This is a genomic window from Streptomyces sp. NPDC047017, assembly GCF_040644175.1.
Classification (GTDB): domain Bacteria; phylum Actinomycetota; class Actinomycetes; order Streptomycetales; family Streptomycetaceae; genus Streptomyces.
In genome coordinates, this window is record NZ_JBEYVW010000010.1 from 219,007 (window position 1) to 241,073 (window position 22,067).

The window sequence follows — 22,067 nt, forward strand, 5'->3', positions numbered from 1 at the left end:
TCGTCTACCACAGGCTGATTTCGTACGGATCGGGCTCGCCGGTGCCCCCGGCGCCGTTTCCTCCGTCGTAGGGCTCCACCGCGGGCACCGCCTTGGCGCGGTGGCCCCCCTCCTTGCAGCCCGCGAACGGGCCGGTGGCGGAGCGCAGTTCCGCCATCGCGGGGCCGAGGTGGTCACGGTGCCACGCGGACGGGCCCGAGGCGCCCGCCGCCGCGCCGGTGCACTCCTGCCAGGCCAGCCACAGCGCATGCAGTCTGGCAATGGCCTCCAGGTGCTCCCACCAGCGGGGGCACCAGGGCTGCTGCGAGGTGGCCTCGCGGCCGTAGAGGGGCAGCAGGAGGTCGGAGACCCAGGTGGTGAGGGTGCGCAGCTCCCGGAGGTACTCCTCGCCGTCCATGTAGAAGATGAACGGCGGCGCGTCGGGCTGTTCCTGGGACGGTGGCGTGGTCTCGGTCATCGGACGGTCTTCTCCACAGCGCGGGTGGTGATGGCTTCGACTTCGGCCCGGGCCGCGGCCTGCATGCGGTCGGCGCCGGGCTCGGCGTACCAGGGGCGCAGCCGGATCAGGGCGGGCTTGGTCCCGGTCGCCAGGAGGAGTGCGGTGCCCTTGGGCAGGGCGCGGATGCGGTCGGCGGGCAGGATGCGCTCCAGCCGGTACGAGGTGGAGCGGGAGCGGCCGTCCTTGCTCTTGGAGTAGCTGACTGTCGACACGTCGTGTTCGCCGACCAGCCTGGACACCTTCTCGACGAAGTCGGCATCGTCCAGGCCGGCGCCCAGCAGCTTGATGGTGGCCGCCCCCCACAGGGCGTCCATCCCGGCCTCTCCCCAGACTCGCGCGCCCTGCCGGTAGCTCTGCAGCAAAGTGACGACGTTGATGCCGCGCGAACCGAAGTGGGAGTACAGATCGGGCAGGTCGGAGATGCGGCAGACGTTGGCAGCCTCGTCGAGCACGGCCGTCATCGGCGGATCGAGACGACCGCCCAGACGCTCGGCGGCGACCACGCCCGCACGCAGCACCGAGTCCGCGATCGCGGCGATGACACCGGCGGCCGAGCCGCCGCCGTCCTTGGACAGCAGGTACAGGGTGTCCTTGGCCAGGACGTGCTGCTCCGGCCGGAACTGCGGCCTGCGCGGGTCCGGAGCCACCCAGGCGGCGATGGCGGGGTCGAGGAGGCAGGCCACGCACTGGCGGGCCGTCTCGTAGATGCCGTCCCGGGTCTCGACCGCACCCTGGACGGTGCCGTGCAGCTGATCGGCGAGAGCCGGCATGGCCGCGTCGCGCAGCAGGTCGACGGGTGTACGGTCGGCCGGGTCCGCGAGCCATGCGAGCACCTCCCCCACACCCCGCTTCCCGCGGTTGGCGGCATGGAAGAGGGCGGTGAGCGTGTTCTGCGCGGCCGAGATCCAGAAGTCCCGCTTGGTCGCGTCGTCGTTGACCGCCCCGACGAAGTGGCCGGCGAGACGCCGTGCGCCCTCGATGGTGGCCGCGTCGGCGAGCATGTCCCACCACATCTCGCGCGGAGTGTGCGCGATGCCCTGCGGGTCGAACACCCAGACACGTCCGGCACGTTCGCGCTCGGCCCGGGTGACGCTGTAGACGTCCGCCTTGTTGGAGGTCAGCAGCACGCTGCCCTGGGCGCGCAGGACGCGTGGCACGGCGATGCCGGTCGACTTGCCGGCGCGCGGTGCCATGAGGTCCAGTTCCACGTCCTCGTAACTGGATCTGAGTTCCGGACCGCCGGGCTCCAGGTTCCCCAGCAGATTGCCCGTTTCGTCGGCGTGCAGCCTGGCGGCCTCGGACAGTGACGGGCGCAGCTCGCGGGCGCGGGCCGCCGCGCCCTTCGGCAGCAGGCCGGCCAGCTCCTTGCGTCCTGCGAGGCCGGCGGGGCGGGCCGTCCGGCCCCGGACCAGGACGATCAGCCCGATCACGACGGCGACGAACAGCCCGAAGACCGTGCCGATGCCGGCCGTCACCGCCGCACTCGACGCCTTCGGCCAGACCGCGCCGGGGCCGTCCTGGACCAGGGTCGCCAGCGTCCGCAGCGAGAACGGCGGCGGGTCCCAGCCCGCGCCGGACACGGCCGCGCCCAGCGAGCCGCCCAGCCAGGCGCCGGCGAAGGCACCGCCGACGAGGACGGCGACGCCCGGGATGATCCACGGCAGCAGGTCGTCTCCGGACGAGTGGCCCCTGCGCCCGGGGCGCGGCGTGCTCACCTCGGAGCCTCCATCTGCTGCGGGAGGTTCAGTTTGTTGCCGGTCCAGCGGGTGTTGGTGTTGTGCAGGGTGCGTTCGGTGTCGGTGATCGACACCTTGATCGGGATGCCGGGACGGCCGCCCACCTTGATCAGGAAGCGGCCTCGGCCGGGCGGCTCCTCGTGGCCTCCGGTGCTCGCCCAGCCCGGAGGCGACGACCACGACGAGACCAGTTCGATCTCCCGCTCCGACATACCGACGATGTCGCCCAGTTCCCGCATCTCGGCGCGCGGCAGCCCCGCGCACACCACCATGCCGGCGCGCTCCACGAACCCGCGCGCCTTGGCCCGGTCGGCCTCGCTGCCGAGCGCCTCGGCGTCCTTGAGTGTGTGCGTGATCTTCGCGTCGCCGAGCCCGAGGGACCGGTTGAGCCGGGTCAGTGCGTCGATCCGCTCCACGATGCCGGACGCGGCGCGCAGCGGACGCCACAACTCGTCCAGGACGGTGAAGAACCAACGCTGCGGCGCGAGTCCGGCGTCCGCGAGCGCGTGCGCGGCCGCCACCGTGCCCAGGCCGTCGGACCAGGCGGCGAGCATCGCCGCCGCGGTCAGCTGGGTGTCGGCCTCGCCGATCCGGGAGATGTCCACGCACACCGCGGGCGAAGCCGGGTCGATCCTCGTCGACGTCTCGGACGCGAACGTGTCGCCCAGGGGGCCGTCCAGGACACCGAGCAGTGAGCGGTGCAGTGGGTCGACCGCTTCCTGGTAGCGGGCGACGTTGCCGCGGTCCAGGGTCACCGCGCGTACCCGGTCGGGTCCTTCGTCCAGTACCCGCAGCAGATCGGGCAGCAGCGGGGCACGGCCCCGTTCGGTCCGTTCGGTCAGGTGGTGCAGGCAGGCGGAGAGCACCGACTGCTCGTGGTCGTCCATCGGCCGGCCGCGCACGATCGTGATCAGCGCGGCGACCATGTTGAGGACACGTCCGTGTGCCTCCGCGGCCAGGACCCGCCCGGCCTCACCACCGATCCGCACCGCGGCCTGGCCCATCGCACCCGGATCGAGCACGTTGATACCGCCGACACCCCGCCCGATGGAGATCACCTGACCGCCCAGGGCCCGGACGGTGTCCGCGTAGTCGGGTTTGAGGTCACCGAGCACCAGCGGGGTGACGCCGGTCGCCACCAGGCCGATCAGGATCCGGTTGACCAGGGTCGACTTGCCCAGGCCCGGCATGCCGAGCATGAACAGGGAGGGGTTGGAGATGTACCGGGCCCGGGTGAACCAGGAAATGGGATCGCCGCACACGGTGGCGCCGGTGTGCAGATGCTGGCCGAGCGGTACGCCGGTCATGGGCGCGCCCGAACCGGCCGCGAAGGGCCACAGACCGCACGCCTGCACGGTGGTCGCCCGCCACATCGTGGGCGGATCGAGGTGGCCGACCTGGCCGCCGCCCGCTCCGTACCAGCCGCGCGGCGGTGCCACGGTGGGACGCTGGGGACGCTGTTTCCCGCTCACAGGGCCTCCCTGATCTGGTACGGAACGAGAGTGTGCTCCCAGGGCAGGACGCCCACGGGCAGCGTGCAGGTGAAGGCGGACGCCTGCATGCGGTCGGCCGGGCGCATCAGGATGCGCGAGGACGCCTGGAGGTTGCGCACGGTGATCGCGGCGTCCTGGAGCCCCTGCTCGTCGTCGACGGTGACCGTCACCATCAGCGAGAACTCGACCAGACCGGCACCGGACGCCTCCTCGGCGGCGGTCTGTTCGGCCGCCCTGATCTCCGAGGTGGCCCGGGCCTGGACGAGACCGCCGCGCGACGTCGCCATGAAGTGGGCCGCGCGCCGGTCGGACTCCACGATGCGGGCGGAGGTCGCCGGATCGATCGGCCGGTAGACCAGCGAGACGCGCTTGCGGCGCGTGCCGGGGGCCGGTTCCAGCAGGCCGCGCAGCACGCTGGAGCGGACGGTGCCCCGCGGCGCGAGCGTCAGCTGCCAGGTACGGGAGACGCCGGAGTCGTGCCTGTACGCGGTGACCGTCTCGACCGCGGCCGCCGGGCCCGAGTCCTCCCACTCCAGGCCGGTGGTCGTGTGCTCGGCGCGGGCACTGAGCACGTCCGGGGCGACGGCCGGGTCGTAGGCCACCCGCACGACCTCGGCGATCCGGTCGGCCGACAGCGGGTACGCCGAGCCGCCGCCCGCGGCGACCAGCCCGGACAGCAGTCCGGGAAGCCGCATGGACAGGTCGGTGACCACGTCGTCGACATCGCGCTTGGGGCCGCCGGTGGGACCGTAGGTGAGGGCGATGTACGTGTGCATCTCCGAGGACGCGGTCGGATAGCGCTCGACCACCTCCTCCATCACGGCCCGGGCGGCGGCAGGGGCGTCGGGGGAGATACGGGGCAGGACCTCCGCGGCGAGCCGGGTGCCGGTGTCGGGGGCGGTCTCGACGACGACCTGGGCGCCGCGCAGGCCGGGTTCATGGGCGAGCCTGGACAGCCAGTCGCCCCAGGACGCGACCCAGACGTCCACCTGCTGCGGGTCGACGAGCGAGCCGCCGTCCGGCTCGCAGGCGAGGACCAGCGTGTACAGGTTGCGGCCCGGGTGATGGATCACGCCGAAGGGGCGGTCGTAGGCGTCCCGGCCTTCGTGCATCTTCGTACGGGCGAGCAGCCCGGGCGGCTGGAACCGGCCGCCGGGGCGCCGCGAGAGCGGACCGGAGACGTAGGTGGTGGAGCCGTTCGCCTTCCGTCTCATCCAGCCGATGCGCAGGGCGAGGACCTGATAGACGTTGCGCCCGTCCGCCGTGCGAAGCGCCAACGGGGCGAGGAAGAGTGCTGTGGGTACCAGCACCACGATCGCCGCCGCCAGGGAGACCAGCGAAGCCAGCAGCGCCACGAGCAGACCGCCGAAGGCAACGACGGTTCCGAGCAGGCCCAGGGGGCCGAGGCCGGGGCGGCGGGGACGCCGCCAGTTCCCGTAAGTAGGACGCGTCAGGGCGTCGGTCGACATGGGGTTCCTTCTTCCGGTCTTCCGGCTTCAGCGGGGCAGGGTGAGGGCGGGGCGGGGGCGGCCGGGCCGGGCACGTGGTGTCCGGCCCGGCCGCGGAGTCCGGGACTCGGTGTCTCCTACTGGTTGTGGCCCTTCATCCCGTCGTTGTCGTCCAGGGAGTGGGCCACCTCGCTGGCCGCGGCCACGGTGGTCTGCGCGACGACCGCGGCGGCCTGTACGGCCGCGGCCGCGCCACCGGTCGCGGCACCGGCGGCCGCGCCCCCCGCCGCGCCGGCGGCTCCCGAGCCGGCTCCGCCGCCCGCACCGCCGCCCGCGCCCGCCGTCGGAGCGGGCGCCGAAGCGCCGGCCCCGGAGGACGGGGAGCCCTCCGGGCCCGCGGCGCCGGAGCGGCCCGCACCGCCGCCCCCGCCACCGCCCAGCCCGCCGGAGGCGATACTGACCGCCCCGCTGGCCAGGTTGTTGACGGCGTTGAGCGTGACGGTGCCGCCCGAGGTACTGCCCAGCGCGGCGGTCGCGGGAACGATCAGCTTGAGCAGGGCGGGCAGCGCGAAGACGGACAGGATGAGCATGCCCATGCCGGCGATGGTCTGATTGAGGTTCTTCGTGTCCTTGGTCATGGCGGTGGCGGAATAGATGATCAGCGCCGCAGCCGGCTTGTACAGGATCCAGGCCGCGAGCCAGCCGGTGTGCTTCTTCCACCAGCCCTCGCCCCACCCGGTCATGGAGGACACGGCGGCGAGCGGCAAGGTGCCCACCAGCATGATCAGCACCCCGATGCGGATGTACATGAGGCAGATCTGCACGAAGGACGACAACATGACCAGCAGTCCGAAGATCAGGACCAGGCCGGGCGCGTCCAGGGACATCACGCCGAGGATCTTGCTGGCTTGGTCGCCGAGGTCGGACTTCGCGTAGACGTCCTCCGCGTACTTGTCGGAAGCAGTGGTGAGCGCCTGCACCACCGGCACCGCGAGTCCACCGACCAGGAGGACCTTCCACATCCCCATGAAGGCCTGCTTCATGGGCTGGCCTCTTCGGTCGAGCGCCATTTTGGCGGCGGCGACCAGCAGGCACCCCACGGCCACGTATCCGACCAGCCAGCCGGTCATGTCGTGGATGGCAGTGGTCGGCTGCCCCGGATCCCCCCCTTTGATATGCATCCAGACGCCGTTGAGCGCTTTCAGCGTCTCCGCAGTCGCGTCGCCGATCGCCTTGGCGAAAGCCTCGACACCGCCGTTGGCGAGCTGCTCTCCCCCTTCGGACAGGCCCCACTTGAGACCGTCGCTGACGCAGTCGTACACCTTCCAGCTGCAGGACATCTCAGCTCCCCCAGGTGACAAAGCCGTTGGTGCCGCTCACCTGTGACGTCCCGGAATAGACCGTGCCGTCCGGGTCGGGAGCGACCTTCCAGTCACCGTCCTGCCAGTGCACCGTCATCGAGGCGGCACCGTACACACCCGCGCTGGGGCCGCGTACCAGGATCATCACCGTTGCCGTCCGGCTGTCGTAGGAGAGGACCGTGAATCCGGCGTAGCCACCGGCGTCGGCCTGGCCGGAAGTGGGCTTGTCCTTCTCCTTGGAGCGGCCGGCGACCAGAGCGTCCCGACCCGCGCCCGGCACGACCTGCCGGTTCACCACCTCGCGCCAGCCGGGGTAGTTGAAGTGGTCGGTGATGGCCTGGGCAGCGAGCACCGCACCCATCGGGGTGTGCGCGTAGCAGGACCAGACAGCCCCGTCGAACTTCAGCGGACCCGCGGTCCTGGACACGGGGACCAGACCGGTCCCGTCAGCCTTCCACGAGAAGTCCTTCGGTGGCGCTGTCGGTTTTGCCTGGTCACTGTCATCGGTGCGGCACCCGGCAGGCCGGTCGTCCTGCTTGCCGCCCCCACCGCCCTGAGAAGCGCTTCGACTCGGGGCGGGCGAACCGGAGGCGTCCGGAGTGCCGTCGTCGCCCTGGTTCAGCAGCGTGAAGCCGGCGAGGACGAGCAGCACCAGCACGAACCCGGCCGACAGGATCCAGCCCCGCTGCTGCCAGAACGGCTGCTCCCACTCTCCGCTGCCCCCACGGGGCCGACCGGAGTTCAACATGCCGATGTTTCCTTCCTGTGCGGGCCGTGACCGGATCAGCCGAAGACGAAGGTGACGACAGGACCGGCGGTGGCCACCAGGACACAACCGCCGAGAACCATGCCGAGCCGGCCCATGTGCTCCGAGCCCTCGCCACGGCGCATCGAGACCGCCATCATCGCGCCGGTGATCAGCACACCCGCGACACCCGCCGCGGTACCGACCCAGGCCAGGATGCCGAGGACCTTGTCGACCTTGCTGGTCAGCGCGTCCGGGGCGTTACGGGACGGGTTGGGCACCGCTCCGCCCGCGAGAACGAGATGTGCGTGGGCTTTGGCAGCGAGTGCCTGGATCATGGAAGTCCTCCCCGATTGGATCGGCCGAAGAGCCGATGTGGTGCTTGGGTCTCAAGTTGGTGTGGCACAGGGGCGAGGAGCCTGACGAGCCGGCCGGCCCGCGGGCGGTATCCGTGAGGTTCTTCCGCCGCACCGTGACGTGCTCGTGGCGGGAAGGGAGACCGGCTCCCGTATCAGCCCATCGCTCAGCCGGACGTGTTCCAGAAGTCCAGGCCCACGAACTGCACGAGCGGCCCGGCGCAGGCGGCGATGACACACGCCCCCATCACGATGAGGTACTCGCGCAGGTGCTCCTCCGCGTCTCCCGTTTTGAGCGCGATGGCCATGCGGCTGCCGACGATCATCAGCCCGGCCACCCCCGCCGCGGTGACCAGCCAGGCGATGTAGCCGAGGACCCTGTCCAGCGGGGTGGTGACCGCAGAGGGCGGGGTGTACGACGCGATGGTGACGGCCATCATCACTCCGGCGTTCATCCGTCGCTCCTCATGCGTACGTCTCGTACCGGCGGCTCGGCAGCCAGTGCCGCCAGACCGGATGCCTCCCGCGGCGGAGGAGCCGTGAAGTCCCCGGTGCGCCAGGCGGGCACCCAGGGCACTCGATGGACCCGCACCACCGAGCCGATCACTTTGATCCGCTGCTGCAACGGCCGCGGCAGCCGCCCGGGAGCGTCGGCGACCAGCACGACGGCGACCAGTTCGAGCCCGCGTGGTTGTTCACCTCGCCGGAAGGCGTCGAGAGTCCGTGACACGGCCTGCAGCCCGGCGGCGTGCGTGCGGGCCACCAGCAGGACTCCGTCCGGCTCCCCCCGGTCAGGCCGGGGCCAGTCACCATCCGGGTCGAATCCCCCGAAGACCGTGGCCAGCGTGGTGGCACCCGCCCCGCCGTGTGCGGCCACCCAGGCCAGCCGCCGATGAGCAGACGGCGTGTCAGCGGCCGGTATCGGGCGCACCGGTGACTCCGGTGACCCCGGTGGCGTGAACGGACCACGGGTCCAGACCTCAGGGCCGCCCCGCGGCCCACCTTGCACCGACAACTCATCTCCCCCGAGGCATGATTGGCACCCCTAACAGTGCAATCATCACTGGCACAGGAGTGATAGGTAGCACTGTGTGATGCCCTGGGACAAGTTCGTAACCGGGTGGTTACGAACGCGCACTTCGTTGTCGGGGAGACTCAACCGGCGGCGTGAGCAGTTTACTTGGCACTGAGGGAGCAGATGTCGAAGAGCGGGGGAGGGGCTGCGGCCTGGGTGATCGGTGGCGCCCTTGCCGCGGTCATGCTGCCGGTGATCATGATGGTCGCGGTCAGCGGTGACGTGAATGCCCAGGACGACGGGAACGACGGGAACAGCGTGGGCGGGGGCCTGAAGAGCGGTTCGGTGAAGCCGGAGTACGTGCCGTGGATCCTCAAGTCGGGCGCTCAGTGCGACGTGATCAAACCGGCTGTCATCGCTGCCCAGATAGAGGCCGAGTCCGGGTGGAACCCCGCCGCGGTATCGCCGGTCGGCGCCGAGGGCCTGTCCCAGTTCATGCCCGGTACGTGGCCGTCATGGGGAAGAGACGAGGACGGGAACGGACGCGCCTCACCCTTCGATCCGGCCGACGCGATCATGGCTCAGGGACGGTACGACTGCGGCCTCGCCAGAAGCGTCGACGGGTACAAGAGCCGGGGCAAGGCATCGGGCGAGACCCTCGACCTCGCACTGGCCGCCTACAACTCAGGGCCGGGAGCGATCGAGCAGTACCACGGCATGCCGCCGTACACCGAGACCCAGAACTATGTCGCCCGCATCAAGTCCCTGATACCCAAGTACGCCTCGGTGGGCGATACCCCCGGCGCGGTTCCGCCGGGCCAGAAGATGGCCATGCCGTTGCGCGGGAACCCGCCGGTCACCTCGCCGTTCGGGATGCGGATGCACCCGATCCTGCACGTCTACAAGCTGCACACCGGCATCGACTTCGGTGTGCCGGCCGGTACGCCGTTCCTGGCCGCCCTGGACGGCAAGGTGACGTCCGCGGGCTGGGCCAACGGCTACGGCAACCGTGTGGTGATCTCGCACGGGACCATCGACGGCAAGCAGATCTCGACGACGTACAACCACATGTCGGCCATCAGCGTCTCGGTGGGGCAGCAGGTCAAGGTGGGACAGCAGGTCGGAGCGGTGGGTTCCACCGGCTACTCGACCGGTCCGCATGCCCACTTCGAGGTCATGGTGAACGGCCAGTATGTGAACCCCGCTCCATGGCTGGGGCTGAAGTGACGTGCCGGAACAGGAAGGGGGGACAGACGTGATGGGGTCAGGCGTCGTACGGGCCGGTCGGCGGTCCGCGACCGGCCTGCTCACGGTGGTCGCCGGCCTCGCCCTGCTCACGGGTTGCGGCTTGCCGGACCACCGGGTGGCGGGTACCGGACAGGGTGGCACGGGTTCGGCGGAGCCGTCCTTCGTCGCCAAGGCGCCCCCACCGGCCGGAAGGCCGCTGGGACCCGACGCGCACGTGGCGGCCCCGGGCGTCGTGAACGACAACGACGCCGACGCGGTGTCCAAGGCATGGGCCGAGACGGCCTACAGCTACGACACCGTGTACGACACGAGTCCGCACGACGCCATGTTGCGCGCGGCACGCTGGCTCACGGAGCGCAGATTGACCGCCGAGCGCGCGTATCACCCCGCGAGCGGCCCGGGGAACGAGTGGAACACCTGGGCCGGACACCGCGCCTGGACCACCGTGACCGTGAGCGGTGAACTGGAGGACGACGCGCCACGCGACAGCGAGACGATCGCCTACCGCTCCCTCGTCGTCGCGGGAACCGCACACGGCCGGGACGGCTGGTCAGGCGTGGGGCCGCGGCTCAACGCCTATGTGAAGCTGGTGCGTTCTTCTGCCGGCCGACCGTGGCGTGTCGACGACGCGACCGTCGTCGACGCCGTGACGCCGCCGAGCGGCAGCGTGCCGTCGGCGTCCGCCGGCTCCTCCTCTGACACTTCCGCCCGGTGAGGGAACCGATGTCCAGATTCAGTCGCAGCCGCAAGCGCCAGCAGAGCGGGCACGAGCAGGCACCGCTGCCCGCGTCCGGGCTGCGCCCCATCGACGTGCACGTCCCGACGGACGAGAGCGCCACGGTGGGCGGGCTGCCCGTCGCCGTGGGGTCGAGCGAGAGCGTGGAAGAGGCGGTGCTGAACTATCTGCACCGCCTGGTGCTCGCCACCGGCCACCCCGTGTCGGCCACCGTCCACGACGAGCGGATCGGGTACATCACCCCCATTCAGGTGTCGGCCGACGGGTCGAGCGCGTTCGCCGGGCAGCCCGTCCCACTGGTCGCGGGAGCGACTTCCGCGATCCCGCTCGCGCACGCCCTCGCGGTACCGGAGGCGGCGGCCCACGAGGACCCGCACACCCCGGCGGCCATGGCCGTTCCGGCGCTTCAGCGGCACGAGGAGGCGGAGGGGACGTCGCGGGCGGTTCCGGACCCGGTCGGCGAGGAAACCGCTTCGGCACCGGAAGCGGCGTCCCCGGTCAGGTCCGCGCAGGACGCGCCCTCCTCCGCATCCGCGGCACCCTCGCTGCTGGCCGAGCCTGTCCAGCGGATCAACGAGGCGGTGAGCAGGGGACGGATCGAGTCGGCCGCGGCGATGGCCGAGCAGAGCATCGCCTCGGCTTCCCAGACGCTGGGCCCGGAGCATCCGGAGGTGCTCCAGTTGCGTGAGCTCGCCGCGTACATCGCCTATCTGGCAGGGGACGCCCGGCGTTCCTTCACCCTGTCCATGGACCTCGCCAGGGCCCGTCTGCGCCAGGGGGACGAGCGGGCCGTCGCCGGTGTGCAGAGCGCGGCAGCCGCCTGGCGTGCCCTGCGGGACCCCGCACAGGGGCTCGACCTGGGCCGTGAACTGATCGCCCTGTGGGACGAGCTCGCCACCGGGGGCGGCCCTGCCGCGGCCGACCGCGCCCAGCTCGAAGCGGCCCGTGCCCGCATGGGCCGCCTCGCCGAACGCGTCCGGACCGCGCCCCACTGATCCCCGAGGTGGTCAGAGCACCCCTCGGGACCGGGTATTATTTTCTTCGTCGCCGGCCGCGGGAAGCGGACGGCGGGAGTCATGCGCCGCTAGCTCAGTTGGTTAGAGCAGCTGACTCTTAATCAGCGGGTCCGGGGTTCGAGTCCCTGGCGGCGCACCTGATGAAAGGCCCCTCGCAGCAGCGAGGGGCCTTTCGCGTCGTCCGCCCCGGGAACGCTCAGAACGTGACGTCCGAGCAGGCGTAGAACGCGTTGCCCGTGTCGGCGATCGTCCAGACCGAGAGGATCACGTGGTGGCCGCTCAGGCCGGTGGGCAGGGTGCCGGACTGGCTGAGGGTGGCCGGGGGCTGCTTGCCGCCGTAGGGGACCGTCAGGAACGGGGTCGTGTTGAGGTCGGCGCGGGTCAGGGCGTGGTTCTGGTTCCAGCCCTGCTTGGTGACGTAGTACTTGAAGTCGGTCGTGGCGTGCCGGGCCGTGAACTGCCAGCGGAAGGTGTAGCTCTGGCCGCCGGTGACCTGGGTGGTGGGCCAGGCGCCGCCCGAGGGGGTCCGGGGGCTGTCCAGGTCGCCGAACTCGGTGTGGTTGCCCGAGCAGATCTGCCCGTCGGCGGGTCCGGAGGCCGGGAAGCCCTTGGGGCCCTCGACGCTCTGCGGCTCCCACTTGATGGAGCCGCAGCCGCTCACCGTGCCGTTGGCACAGAGCTTCTGCCTGCTGATGGGGAGGTCCGTGTAGCCGTGGCTGCTGGCGCCACCGGTGGAGAGCACGAAGGCTCCGGCGGTGGTGAGCCCCAGCACGGCCGCGTACAACTTGGCCTTGGTGCGCATGCTGCCGCTCCTGAAGACGTGGGGAGGTCGGGGAGAGCTGTGCTGTGCGTGCACGAGGTACCTGAGCTTGGTCTAGACCAAGCTCAGGTTATTGCGGCCACTTGAGCATGTCCATACCAATCCCGGGAGTTTCCCGGGATCGCCGGAGGACGGGCCGCCGGACCCCTCACCGCGAGGTCTCCCGGCGGCCCGCGCAGAAGGCCACCGTCAGGTCGCGCACCAGCACCTTGCGCGCGCCGTCGTCCAGGTCGACCAGCCCGCGCACGGCCAGCCGGGTCACGGTGTCCTCGACCGAGTCCACCACCGAGGTGAGCGCGCCGGCCCGCTCCCGGGCGTCCAGGACGGCCACGGCCCGCCGGTGCATGGCCTCGGCGATCTCCGGGGCGTACTCGATCCGGGCCGGCCGCACCGCGCACACCTCCAGCCCCACCGGTCCCACCTCCCGCGCCACCAGCCGGGTCAGCGCGTCCCCGGCCGCCTGCGCGGCACCCGGGCCGCAGCCCGGCGCCCGCAGCGCCACCCGGGCCAGCGCGGCCTCCACACAGGCGCGCAGATACGCCTCGTGGTCGTCGATCCCGAGCGCCGCCCGCGCCGTGTCCCGCACCCGCCACACCACCAGCACCGCCACCCGCAGCGCGATCCCGTCCGCGTCGGTGGCCGGCAGCGGGTCGCTGCGCCAGTGCCGCAGCCGTACGTCGATCCGGCGGCGCGGCACCAGCGGGTTCACCCAGATCAGCCCGGTGCGCCAGACGGTCCCCCGGTAGCGGCCGAACAGGCCGAGCACCCAGGCCCGCCCGGTCCGCCCCCGGGCCAGCCCGCCGAAGCCGAGCAGCCCGAGCGCCCCGGCACCGGCGTACGCCGCCCACTGCGGCAGGCCGAGCCCGGTGCCCGCGGCCTGCGGCAGCCGCAGCGCCTGGGCCGCGAGCGGCGGCAGCGCCCCCGCCCACCAGGAGGTCAGGACACAGCCCGCCGCCCCGCAGGCCCCGGCGAGCACCCCGGCCGCCCCCGGCAGCGCCCGCGCCGGCCGTTCCACCAGCGCGGCATCCACGCCGGGCGCCGGGCGGGCCGGCGACGGCACCCGGCGGCGGAAGCGGGGCTGCTCGCCCGTGCCCCGCCTGCTGCCGACCACCGCGGGGCCGAGCGCCACCGGGGCCGGTGAAAGGTGCCCCCCGCCCCCACTCCCGGCGCCGTGCCCCGCGGCCGGGCCGGGATCGTCCCGGAAGAGCAGGTGAAAGGGGATCTCGGTGGTCGCCTCGTTCTGGATGAGCCGGGGGAAGGAACGGTGCGGCCGGTCGGCCGGTAGCTCCATGCGATCCACGTCACACTCCATGCGGACTTGTCCGGACCTGTGCACGTTGATCAGTGTCACAACCCGGCTGAAAATACGCATGTCTGACGGCCCGAATGATGGACGAATGATGGACGGAAGCTCCCGGAGGCAGGTCCGGCGCCCCGGGCGGTGGTCATGAGCACCGCCCGGGGTCCTGTAAAGTTTTCCCTGTCAGCAGGCGCCGCTAGCTCAGTTGGTTAGAGCAGCTGACTCTTAATCAGCGGGTCCGGGGTTCGAGTCCCTGGCGGCGCACATGACCGAGAAGCCCCTCGCAGCAGCGAGGGGCTTCTCGCATGTCGCGCGCGGCAGTTGGGGGCGCGCGGGCGCGGGTTTTCGAAAGGCCGTTTGAGCAGGTCACCCGGTGCGTGGGGAAACAGGGGCCCCGCGCATCGACGGCGGCCGCCGGGGCAGCCATGCATCCGGCAGGCAACCGGATCGAACGCGCGCCGGCGCGCGCGTGCGGGGGAATGACTCATGACGTCGACGCCATCGGGCGCCCGGCAGCACCACGGCACCGGGCGGACGCCGCCCGGCCACGACCACGAGCACCACGGCACCGGAAGAACGCTCCCGGGCCACGACCGTGACCATCACGGCACCGGGCGGACGCCGCCGGGCTACGACTACGAGCACCACAGCCGCCTGGCCGGACCGCTCACCCGCCCCGACCCGGACCGCCCCTACCGGGTGCGCTACCGCTCGCTGCTCTCGCGGGAGCCGCACCGCCTGCGGGCCGCCCTGCTGCCGGCCGCCGCGCCGCTGCTCTCCCTCGCCCTGCTGGCCTGGCTGCTCCGGCCGGAGCACTGGACCCGGCGGGATCACCCGGCGTACGGCTTCCTGCCGGCGCTCGACACGGTGATGCTGGTCTCGATCGGGCTGATCGAGACCTTCCGCTGCCTGAACGTGCTGTCCAACGCGCACGCCACCCTGGTCGCCCGCGACCCGGTCCCGGTGGTGCCCGAGGCCGGCACCCGCGTCGCCTTCCTCACCACCTTCGTGCCCGGCAAGGAACCGCTGGAGATGGTCACGCGCACCCTGCGGGCGGCCGTCCGGCTGCGCCACCGGGGCGTGGTGCACGTGTGGCTGCTCGACGAGGGCGACGACGCCGAGGTGCAGGAGGTCTGCGCGCGCCTGGGCGTGCACCACTTCACCCGCAAGGGCGTCGCGCGCTGGAACCGGCCCGCGGGACCGCACCGCGCCCGGACCAAGCACGGCAACTACAACGCCTGGCTCCAGGCGCACGGCGACGACTACGACTTCTTCGCGTCCGTCGACACCGACCACGTACCGCTGCCCAACTACCTGGAGCGGATGCTCGGTTACTTCCGCGACCCGGACGTCGGGTTCGTCGTCGGACCGCAGGTCTACGGCAACTACGACACGTTCGTCACCAAGGCCGCCGAGTCGCAGCAGTTCCTCTTCCACGCCCTGGTCCAGCGGGCCGGCAACCGCTACGGCACGCCCATGTTCGTGGGCACCTCCAACGCCGTGCGGATCGGCGCGCTGAAGCAGATCGGCGGCCTGTACGACTCGATCACCGAGGACATGGCCACCGGCTTCGAGATGCACCGCGCCCGCAATCCGGCCACCGGCCGGCGGTGGCGGTCCGTCTACACCCCGGACGTGCTCGCCGTGGGCGAGGGCCCGAACTCCTGGACGGACTTCTTCACCCAGCAGCTGCGCTGGTCGCGCGGGACCTACGAGACGATCCTCAAGCAGTACTGGAAGGGCTTCGGCTCGCTGCCGCCGGGCCGGCTCCTCCACTACACCCTGATGATCGTCTTCTACCCGATGTCCGCCCTGAACTGGGTCCTGGCCGCCCTGAGCTGCGCACTCTTCCTGGGCGTGGGCGCCTCGGGCGTGAACATCGACCCCACGGTGTGGCTGATGCTGTACGGCAACGCCTCCGCCCTCCAGATCGGCCTGTACCTGTGGAACCGCCGCCACAACGTGTCCCCGCACGAACCGGAGGGCTCCGGCGGGGTGGCCGGCATGGTGATGTCGGCGCTGTCGGCGCCCGTCTACGCCCGCTCGCTGCTGGACGCCGTGCTGCGCCGCCGGAGCCGGTTCGTGGTGACGCCCAAGGGCGACTCGGCGAGCCCGGACACGCTGTTCGGCACGTTCCGTACGCACTGGTTCTTCGTCCTGGTCTTCGGCGGCTCGATCGCCGCCGGGATCGCCCGCGGGCACGCCCACCCGGCGATGCTCACCTGGGCCGCGCTCGCCCTGATCGTCACCGCCTCGCCGATGGCCGCGTGGCGGTGGTCGCTGCGGCGGAGGCGGCGGGGGCGGCGTACGCCGGTGGCTGCTCTGCGTACGCCGGGGTACGCCACGCCCGCGCCGGCGTACGCCGGGCAGGCAGGCGGAGCCTGGGAGCGTGAGGCGTGAAGGGCCGGGCCGGATTCCGGCGGGCCCGCCGGGTCGGCCTCGGCGCGGTGGTGGTGCTCGCGCTGGCCGGGACGAACGGGCCGTGGCTGTACCGCTTCGGGGCCGGGCGCTACCACCAGTACGTGATCGACCGGCCCGGGTACAAGGCCGCCAACGGCCACTGGGACATCGTCGAGTTCCCCAGGAAGTACCGGCAGGACACCATCCACGCGGTGCTGCTGCACACCGGGAAGGTCCTGCTGGTCGCCGGCTCGGGCAACAACCAGGCGAACTTCGACGCCAGGAGGTTCGACTCCCGCCTCTGGGACCCGGTCAAGGGCACGGTCAGGAAGGTGCCCACGCCCACCGACCTGTTCTGCACCGGCCACACCCAGCTCGCGGACGGCAGCGTCCTGATCGCGGGCGGCACCAAGCGCTACGAGAAGCTCAAGGGGGACGTCACCAAGGCCGGCGGACTGATGATCGTCCACAACGAGAACCCGGACCGGCCGGTCACGCTGCCCGCCGGGACCGTGTTCACCGGCCGGGCGAACGGCAAGACCTTCGTCTCCAAGGACCCGGTGCTCGTGCCGCGCGCGAAGAAGAACTTCGACCGGCGCACGGGCCGCTTCCTCAGCAACACGCCGGGGCTCGGCCGGATCTACGTCGAGGCGCGGCGCAGCGGTGCCCGGTACGAGACGGGGACCCAGGACAACTACCGCGTCCAGGGCCTGACCGGCGCCGACGCCCGCAACACCTATGGCATCGCGCAGAAACTCGCCCTGGACAAGAAGGACTTCCAGGGCATCAGGGACACCTACGAGTTCGATCCGGTCGCGGAGAGGTACCTCAAGGCCGACCCGATGCACGAGGCCCGCTGGTACCCCACGCTCACCACGCTGGGCGACGGGACGGTCCTCGGGGTCTCCGGCCTCGACGACATCGGCCAGCTGGTCCCCGGCAAGAACGAGATCTTCGACCCGGCGACCAGGAAGTGGACGTACACCCCGAAGACCCGCCAGTTCCCCACCTACCCGGCGCTGTTCCTGATGGCGGACGGCAAGCTCTTCTACTCGGGGTCCAACGCGGGGTACGGCCCCGCCGACGTGGGCCGTGACCCGGGCGTGTGGGACCTGCGCAGCAACCGGTTCACCAAGGTGCCCGGGATGAGCGACCCGCAGCTCCTCGAAACCTCCGGCACGGTGCTGCTGCCGCCCGCCCAGGACGAGAAGTACCTGGTCGTCGGGGGCGGCGGGGTCGGTGAGTCCCGGCGGTCCAGCAAGCGGACCCGGCTGATCGACCTGACGGCGAGGCACCCGCGGTTCACGGACGGCCCGCCGCTGGAGAAGGGCACCCGCTATCCGCAGTCCTCGATCCTGCCCGACGACTCCGTGCTGGTCTCCGGCGGCTCCGCGGACTACCGGGGCCGCGGCGCCTCGGACATCCGCCAGGCCCGGCTGTACGACCCGGCCTCGAACACCTTCCGCCGGGTCGCCGATCCGCTGGTGGGCCGCGACTACCACGCGGGCTCGATCCTGCTGCCGGACGGCCGGGTGATGTTCTTCGGCTCCGACCCGCTCTACGGCGACCGGGCCGGAACCCGGCCCGGCACCTTCGAGCAGCGCATCGAGATCTACACCCCGCCGTACCTGTACCGGGGCGCGCGGCCCACGCTGTCGGGCGGCCCGCGGACCCTGGCGCGCGGCGCGTCCGGCACGTTCACCTCGCCGCACGCGGCGGCGATCCGGAAGGCCCGGCTGATCCGGCCGAGCGCCTCCACGCATGTCACGGACGTGGACCAGCGGTCGATCGCGCTGGACTTCACGGCCTCCGGCGATCAGGTCACGGTGACGGTGCCGAAGAACCGGAATCTGGTGCAGTCGGGCTGGTACATGCTGTTCGTGACCGACGCCCGGGGCACGCCGAGCACGGCGCGGTGGGTCCGGGTGCCCTGACGCCCGACCGTCCCGGGGGGGGGCGGCTGTTCGGCTACCGGTCCGCGCGGGCCGCCAGCCCGAGCGCGTACGCGTCCCACCAGGCCCCCGCCTTCGGGCCGCCCCGGCAGGTGCCGTCGGACTCGCCGGGGCGCTTGATCCAGAGGTAGGCGTCGGCCAGCGGGTCGGCGGTCTCCGTCGTCGGGGTGTCGCCGAGGGCGCGGCCGGGCGGGTTGCACCAGCGCTCGTCGGCGGCGCCGCCGGTCCAGGGGCCGTTGCCGTTGCGGCTGGTGTCGATGACGAAGTGCTTGCCGCCGACCTTCGCGGAGAGCTGCTTGCCGTAGGCGAGGGAGTCCGCGGTGGAGTAGAAGTTGGAGACGTTGACGGCGAAGCCGTCGGCGCGGTCCACACCCGCCCGGCGCAGCGGCCCGTCGATCTGGTCGGGCCGGCCCCAGCCGGCGTTGCCCGCGTCCAGGTAGACCTTGGTGCCCGGCAGGGCCTTGAGCCGGGCGACCGCGCCGGCCAGCAGGTCGTAGCGCTCCTCCTGGAACTCTTGCGGAGTGCAGCCGTCCGCCAGGTGCAGCACGGCGTCCGGTTCCAGGACCACCGTGGCGGCGCGGTCCGCGATGCCGCGGGCGACGCCGTCGATCCAGGCCCGGTAGGCGTCCCCGTCGGCGGCGCCGCCGCCCGAGTACTGGCCGCAGTCGCGGTGCGGGATGTCGTAGAGGACGAGGAGCGCGGTGCGGCCGGCCCGGTCGGCGGCCTCGGTGAAGCCGCGGGCCTCCGCCTCCGGGTTCTTGGGCCCGATCCACTCGCCGGTCGGCTGCGCGGCGATCCTCCTCAGCCGCCGGGCGTCGGCCGTGCGGCCCGCCCTGAGGTGGGCGGCGACCTGCCGGGCCGCCCCGCTGTCCGGGTTCACCCAGTACGGGTCACTCCGCCCGGGCTGCTGGATGATCGCGGCGTCCGCCCCGCCGGCTCCGTCGTCCTCTGCGGGTGCGGAACAGCCCGCGGCCAGCAGGATTGCCCCCAGCGCCAGCGCGGCCGCCGCCCGCGCTCCCCCCGCCGCGGGGACCTGCGCGCGGGCCCCCATCGTGCCGTCCATGCGATCCACTCCCCCTCGGTGCGCTCGGCCGTCCGGCCCCGTGCCGCGCGCCATGCTGCCAGGTGCCGCCGGGCCGGGGGCCCGTTCCGCCGAGGTACACCGAAACGGACGGCCGGGGCGGTTCCGGGCGGGCGGCGGGGCGCTCCGGGGGGGAGGGGGCAGGTGTTGGGGCGCTCCTAGGGGGCGGCGTGGGGGGAGGAGGTGTGGTGGGCGGGGTGCGGCTGGGCGGGCCGGCCGGCCGCGGCCATGTCGCCGGTCAGGAGGCCGGCCCCGGGATCGGATACAAGGCCGGACCCAGGACCGGTCACCGGGCCGGATACGGGTCCGGCCGGTTCCTGGTGGACCTCGGTCGTGGTGCCGCCCCACTGCCACAGGCCGAGCAGCAGCGCCGCCCAGGCCAGTCCGGCGACGAGGCGGCCGGGGGCGGGGCGGCCGGGGGAATGTCCGGTGTCGGGCATGGTGATCGCCTTCCTCAGCCCTCGGACCCCGGCCCGGGTCGCCGTCCGGAGCGGTCGCTGCCGGGGCGGGCCGCGCCGAGTCCCCGGGGCAGGAGGAGGACGGCGGCCGCGGCGGCGCCCGCGAGGACCGCTTCGGTCACCGCGTGCGCCCTGCCGGGCGCGGACGCGACGGCGTGGGGCGCGGCGGGGGCGGGTCGCAGCAGTGCCGGTACGGCGGTGGTCCGGCCGCCGGAGGCGGGCCGCACCGCCGCCGGGGGGCCGTCCGCCGCCGGTACGGCGGTGGTGCCGGCCACCGGGGCGAAGGCGCCGGCGGCCAGCAGTCCCGCACAGAGAGTCAGGCGCAGTGAGCCCATCGTGGCACCTCCGGGTACCAGCGAACTCCCGCCGGACCCGGAGCGCCACCGAGGGCGGAGCGTAGTGCTCCGTTCGGGTGAGCGGGGTGGTTCAGACGCGGTCCACCAGATCGGCGATGGAGTCGATGACCTCGGACGGCCGGAACGGGTAGCGGTCGACGTCCTTGGGCTGGGTCACGCCGGTCAGCACCAGGAAGGTGCGCATCCCGGCCTCCAGACCGGCGAGCACATCGGTGTCCATGCGGTCGCCGATCATGGCGGAGGTCTCCGAGTGGGCGCCGATCGCGTTCAGTCCGGCGCGCATCATCAGCGGGTTGGGCTTGCCCACGAAGTACGGCTTGCGGCCGGTCGCCGCGGTGATCAGCGCGGCGACCGAGCCGGTGGCGGGCAGATCGCCCTCGACGGAGGGGCCGACGTTGTCCGGGTTGGTGGCGATGAACCGGGCGCCGTCGTTGATCAGGCGCACGGCCTTCGTCAGGGCCTCGAAGGAGTACGTCCGGGTCTCGCCGAGGATGACGAAGTCGGGCTCGTGGTCGGTGAGGACGTAGCCGATGTCGTGCAGCGCGGTGGTCAGGCCGGCCTCGCCGATGACGTAGGCGCTGCCGCCGGGCCGCTGGTCGTCGAGGAACTGGGCGGTGGCCAGCGCCGATGTCCAGATGTTCTGCTGCGGCACGTCCAGGCCCAGGCGGCGCAGCCGGGCGTGCAGGTCGCGCTGGGTGTAGATGGAGTTGTTGGTGAGCACCAGGAAGGGCCGGCCGGACTCGCGCAGCTTCTTCAGGAAGGCGTCGGCGCCCGGGATCGGTACGCCCTCGTGGATGAGCACACCGTCCATGTCGGTGAGCCACGACTCGATGGGCTTGCGGTCTGCCATGGGCTTCGGTCTCCTGCCGTACGCGGGCCTGCGGGGCCCAGCCTAACCAGTGGCCCGATCTTGCCGGAACGGTTCAGCTGCCGGCTCCGCTTCGGGCTCCGCTCCTGGCTCCGCTTCCGGCTCAGCTCCCGGTGGCCGCCTTCCAGTCCTCGACATACGCGGTGAGGTTCTTGTCGATGTCGGCCCAGTCGGGCCGGAACACCTGCACGCCCCGCATCAGCGCGGCCAGGGCGGTCGCGTCGGCGTCGGTGGCCTTGACGTCCTCGCGGGCGCTGAAGCCGCCGCCGATCTCGCTGACCTGGCGCTGGGCCCGCGCGCCGAGCATGAAGTCGAGGAGTTTCCTGCCGTTGTCGCCGTGCGGGGCCTTGGTGAGCAGGCCGGCGGCGTAGGGCAGCGCGAAGGTGGTGGGCCGGCCGCCCTGCCGGGCCGGGAACCAGATGCCGAGGTGGGGCATGGTCTTGGACTGGGCGTGGTTCATCTGCACATCACCGTTGGCGACGAGCAGCTCGCCCTTGTCGACCTTGGGCGCCAGCTTGCCGGTGGAGGCGGACGGGCCGACGTTGTTGGCCTGGAGCTTCTTGAGGTAGGCCAGGGCCGCGTCCTTGCCGCCGAAGTCGTGCACGGCCTTGACGAGGACGGCGGTGCCGTCGCCCGCGACGCCCGGGGTGGAGTACTGGAGCTTGTCCTTGTACTTGGCGTCGAGGAGCTGCTCCCAGGTGGTGGGCGCCGGGTTCACTTCCTTCTTGTTGTAGACGAACCCGAAGTAGTTGTTGACGACCGAGGTCCAGGTGCCGTCGGCGGCCTTGTCGGCGGTGCCCACGTGACCGGCGCCCTCGGGGGCGTACTTCTGGAGCAGGCCCTTGCCGTCGGCCTGCTGGATGAACGGGGGCAGCGTGACCAGTACGTCGGCCTGCGGGTTGGCCTTCTCTCGGACGGCGCGCTGCACCATCTCGCCGGAGCCGCCCTCGACGTACTTGACCTTGATGCCGGTCTGCTTCTCGAAGTCCTCGAAGACGCGGTCGTACCAGCCGTCGCCGTTCTCGCCCTTGAGGCCGTCGGCGCTGTAGACGGTGACGGACTTGGTGTCGGCGGCGGCCGAGGTGCCGTCGCAGGCGGTGAGGGGGGCGGCGAGCAGGCAGACGGCGGTGGCGAGCGTGAGGGTGTTCTTGCGCATGGCGAGACGGACTCCTTACGAGT

20 protein-coding genes and 2 tRNA genes are annotated in these 22,067 nt (G+C 72.1%); 7 read left to right on the forward strand and 15 right to left on the reverse strand.

From position 1 onward, the window contains the following. Positions 1–4: 4 nt before the first annotated feature. From ABZ858_RS19140 to ABZ858_RS19180, 9 genes are all read right to left on the reverse strand, one after another. Complete coding sequence (locus tag ABZ858_RS19140; protein ID WP_361379365.1) at positions 5–457, reverse strand: DUF4913 domain-containing protein; 453 nt, start codon at positions 455–457, stop codon at positions 5–7. Next, positions 454–2,214, reverse strand: a complete 1,761-nt coding sequence (locus ABZ858_RS19145) for a TraM recognition domain-containing protein (RefSeq protein ID WP_361379368.1) — start codon at positions 2,212–2,214, stop codon at positions 454–456. Before ABZ858_RS19145 ends, ABZ858_RS19140 begins: the two co-directional genes overlap by 4 nt. Next, entirely contained in the window at positions 2,211–3,674 is a 1,464-nt protein-coding gene (locus tag ABZ858_RS19150) for an ATP/GTP-binding protein (protein WP_361379371.1), read from the reverse strand. Before ABZ858_RS19150 ends, ABZ858_RS19145 begins: the two co-directional genes overlap by 4 nt. Positions 3,675–3,703: 29 nt before the next feature. Continuing rightward, positions 3,704–5,197 carry an SCO6880 family protein gene (locus tag ABZ858_RS19155; RefSeq protein WP_361379374.1) on the reverse strand — a complete coding sequence of 498 codons (1,494 nt, stop codon included), beginning with the start codon at positions 5,195–5,197 and terminating at the stop codon, positions 3,704–3,706. Between the two features lie 116 nt (positions 5,198–5,313). Continuing rightward, a complete protein-coding gene (locus tag ABZ858_RS19160) occupies positions 5,314–6,516 on the reverse strand; it encodes a hypothetical protein (RefSeq protein ID WP_361379377.1) in 1,203 nt (400 codons plus the stop codon). Position 6,517: 1 nt separating this feature from the next. Then, positions 6,518–7,285: a hypothetical protein gene (locus ABZ858_RS19165; RefSeq protein ID WP_361379380.1), complete on the reverse strand. Its 768-nt coding sequence runs from the start codon at positions 7,283–7,285 to the stop codon at positions 6,518–6,520. A 35-nt stretch (positions 7,286–7,320) separates the two neighbouring features. After that, the gene (locus ABZ858_RS19170) at positions 7,321–7,620 is read right to left on the reverse strand and encodes a hypothetical protein (RefSeq protein WP_361379383.1); all 300 of its coding nucleotides are present in this window, start codon (positions 7,618–7,620) and stop codon (positions 7,321–7,323) included. A gap of 185 nt (positions 7,621–7,805) precedes the next feature. Next, entirely contained in the window at positions 7,806–8,093 is a 288-nt protein-coding gene (locus tag ABZ858_RS19175) for a hypothetical protein (protein ID WP_361379386.1), read from the reverse strand. Next, positions 8,090–8,647: a DUF6668 family protein gene (locus ABZ858_RS19180; protein WP_361379554.1), complete on the reverse strand. Its 558-nt coding sequence runs from the start codon at positions 8,645–8,647 to the stop codon at positions 8,090–8,092. Before ABZ858_RS19180 ends, ABZ858_RS19175 begins: the two co-directional genes overlap by 4 nt. Before the next feature lie 189 nt (positions 8,648–8,836). Between ABZ858_RS19180 and ABZ858_RS19185 the strand changes: the two genes are divergently transcribed. From ABZ858_RS19185 to ABZ858_RS19200, 4 genes are all read left to right on the forward strand, one after another. Then, a complete protein-coding gene (locus tag ABZ858_RS19185; RefSeq protein ID WP_361379389.1) occupies positions 8,837–9,880 on the forward strand; it encodes a peptidoglycan DD-metalloendopeptidase family protein in 1,044 nt (347 codons plus the stop codon). A gap of 31 nt (positions 9,881–9,911) precedes the next feature. Further along, entirely contained in the window at positions 9,912–10,616 is a 705-nt protein-coding gene (locus tag ABZ858_RS19190) for a hypothetical protein (RefSeq protein WP_361379392.1), read from the forward strand. Positions 10,617–10,624: 8 nt separating this feature from the next. Further along, on the forward strand, positions 10,625–11,632 hold the full coding sequence (locus tag ABZ858_RS19195; protein WP_361379395.1) for a hypothetical protein: 1,008 nt from the start codon (positions 10,625–10,627) through the stop codon (positions 11,630–11,632). A gap of 83 nt (positions 11,633–11,715) precedes the next feature. After that, a tRNA-Lys gene (locus tag ABZ858_RS19200) sits at positions 11,716–11,789 on the forward strand. 60 nt (positions 11,790–11,849) lie between these two features. On the opposite strand, the gene ABZ858_RS19205 is transcribed toward ABZ858_RS19200, so the two are convergent. Both ABZ858_RS19205 and ABZ858_RS19210 read right to left on the reverse strand, forming a co-directional pair. After that, positions 11,850–12,455 carry a lytic polysaccharide monooxygenase gene (locus ABZ858_RS19205; protein WP_361379398.1) on the reverse strand — a complete coding sequence of 202 codons (606 nt, stop codon included), beginning with the start codon at positions 12,453–12,455 and terminating at the stop codon, positions 11,850–11,852. A gap of 166 nt (positions 12,456–12,621) precedes the next feature. Next, complete coding sequence (locus ABZ858_RS19210) at positions 12,622–13,764, reverse strand: SPFH domain-containing protein (RefSeq protein WP_361379557.1); 1,143 nt, start codon at positions 13,762–13,764, stop codon at positions 12,622–12,624. Between the two features lie 199 nt (positions 13,765–13,963). Between ABZ858_RS19210 and ABZ858_RS19215 the strand changes: the two genes are divergently transcribed. The 3 genes from ABZ858_RS19215 to ABZ858_RS19225 all read left to right on the forward strand — a co-directional run bounded on the left by ABZ858_RS19215 (position 13,964) and on the right by ABZ858_RS19225 (position 18,107). Continuing rightward, positions 13,964–14,037 (forward strand) — tRNA-Lys (locus ABZ858_RS19215). A 222-nt stretch (positions 14,038–14,259) separates the two neighbouring features. After that, entirely contained in the window at positions 14,260–16,173 is a 1,914-nt protein-coding gene (locus ABZ858_RS19220) for a glycosyltransferase family 2 protein (RefSeq protein WP_361379401.1), read from the forward strand. Then, entirely contained in the window at positions 16,170–18,107 is a 1,938-nt protein-coding gene (locus ABZ858_RS19225) for a kelch motif-containing protein (protein WP_361379404.1), read from the forward strand. The genes ABZ858_RS19220 and ABZ858_RS19225 overlap by 4 nt, the downstream gene beginning before the upstream one ends. A gap of 34 nt (positions 18,108–18,141) precedes the next feature. Here ABZ858_RS19225 and ABZ858_RS19230 read toward each other — a convergent pair whose 3' ends face one another. From ABZ858_RS19230 to ABZ858_RS19245, 4 genes are all read right to left on the reverse strand, one after another. Then, on the reverse strand, positions 18,142–19,188 hold the full coding sequence (locus tag ABZ858_RS19230; protein WP_361379407.1) for a glycoside hydrolase family 6 protein: 1,047 nt from the start codon (positions 19,186–19,188) through the stop codon (positions 18,142–18,144). A gap of 472 nt (positions 19,189–19,660) precedes the next feature. Continuing rightward, positions 19,661–19,999 (reverse strand): hypothetical protein, encoded by a 339-nt coding sequence (locus tag ABZ858_RS19235; RefSeq protein WP_361379410.1) that lies wholly within the window; start codon positions 19,997–19,999, stop codon positions 19,661–19,663. A gap of 91 nt (positions 20,000–20,090) precedes the next feature. Next, entirely contained in the window at positions 20,091–20,870 is a 780-nt protein-coding gene (locus ABZ858_RS19240) for an HAD-IIA family hydrolase (protein ID WP_361379413.1), read from the reverse strand. Positions 20,871–20,991: 121 nt separating this feature from the next. Further along, the gene (locus ABZ858_RS19245; RefSeq protein WP_361379416.1) at positions 20,992–22,044 is read right to left on the reverse strand and encodes a 2-aminoethylphosphonate ABC transporter substrate-binding protein; all 1,053 of its coding nucleotides are present in this window, start codon (positions 22,042–22,044) and stop codon (positions 20,992–20,994) included. Positions 22,045–22,067 lie beyond the last annotated feature (23 nt).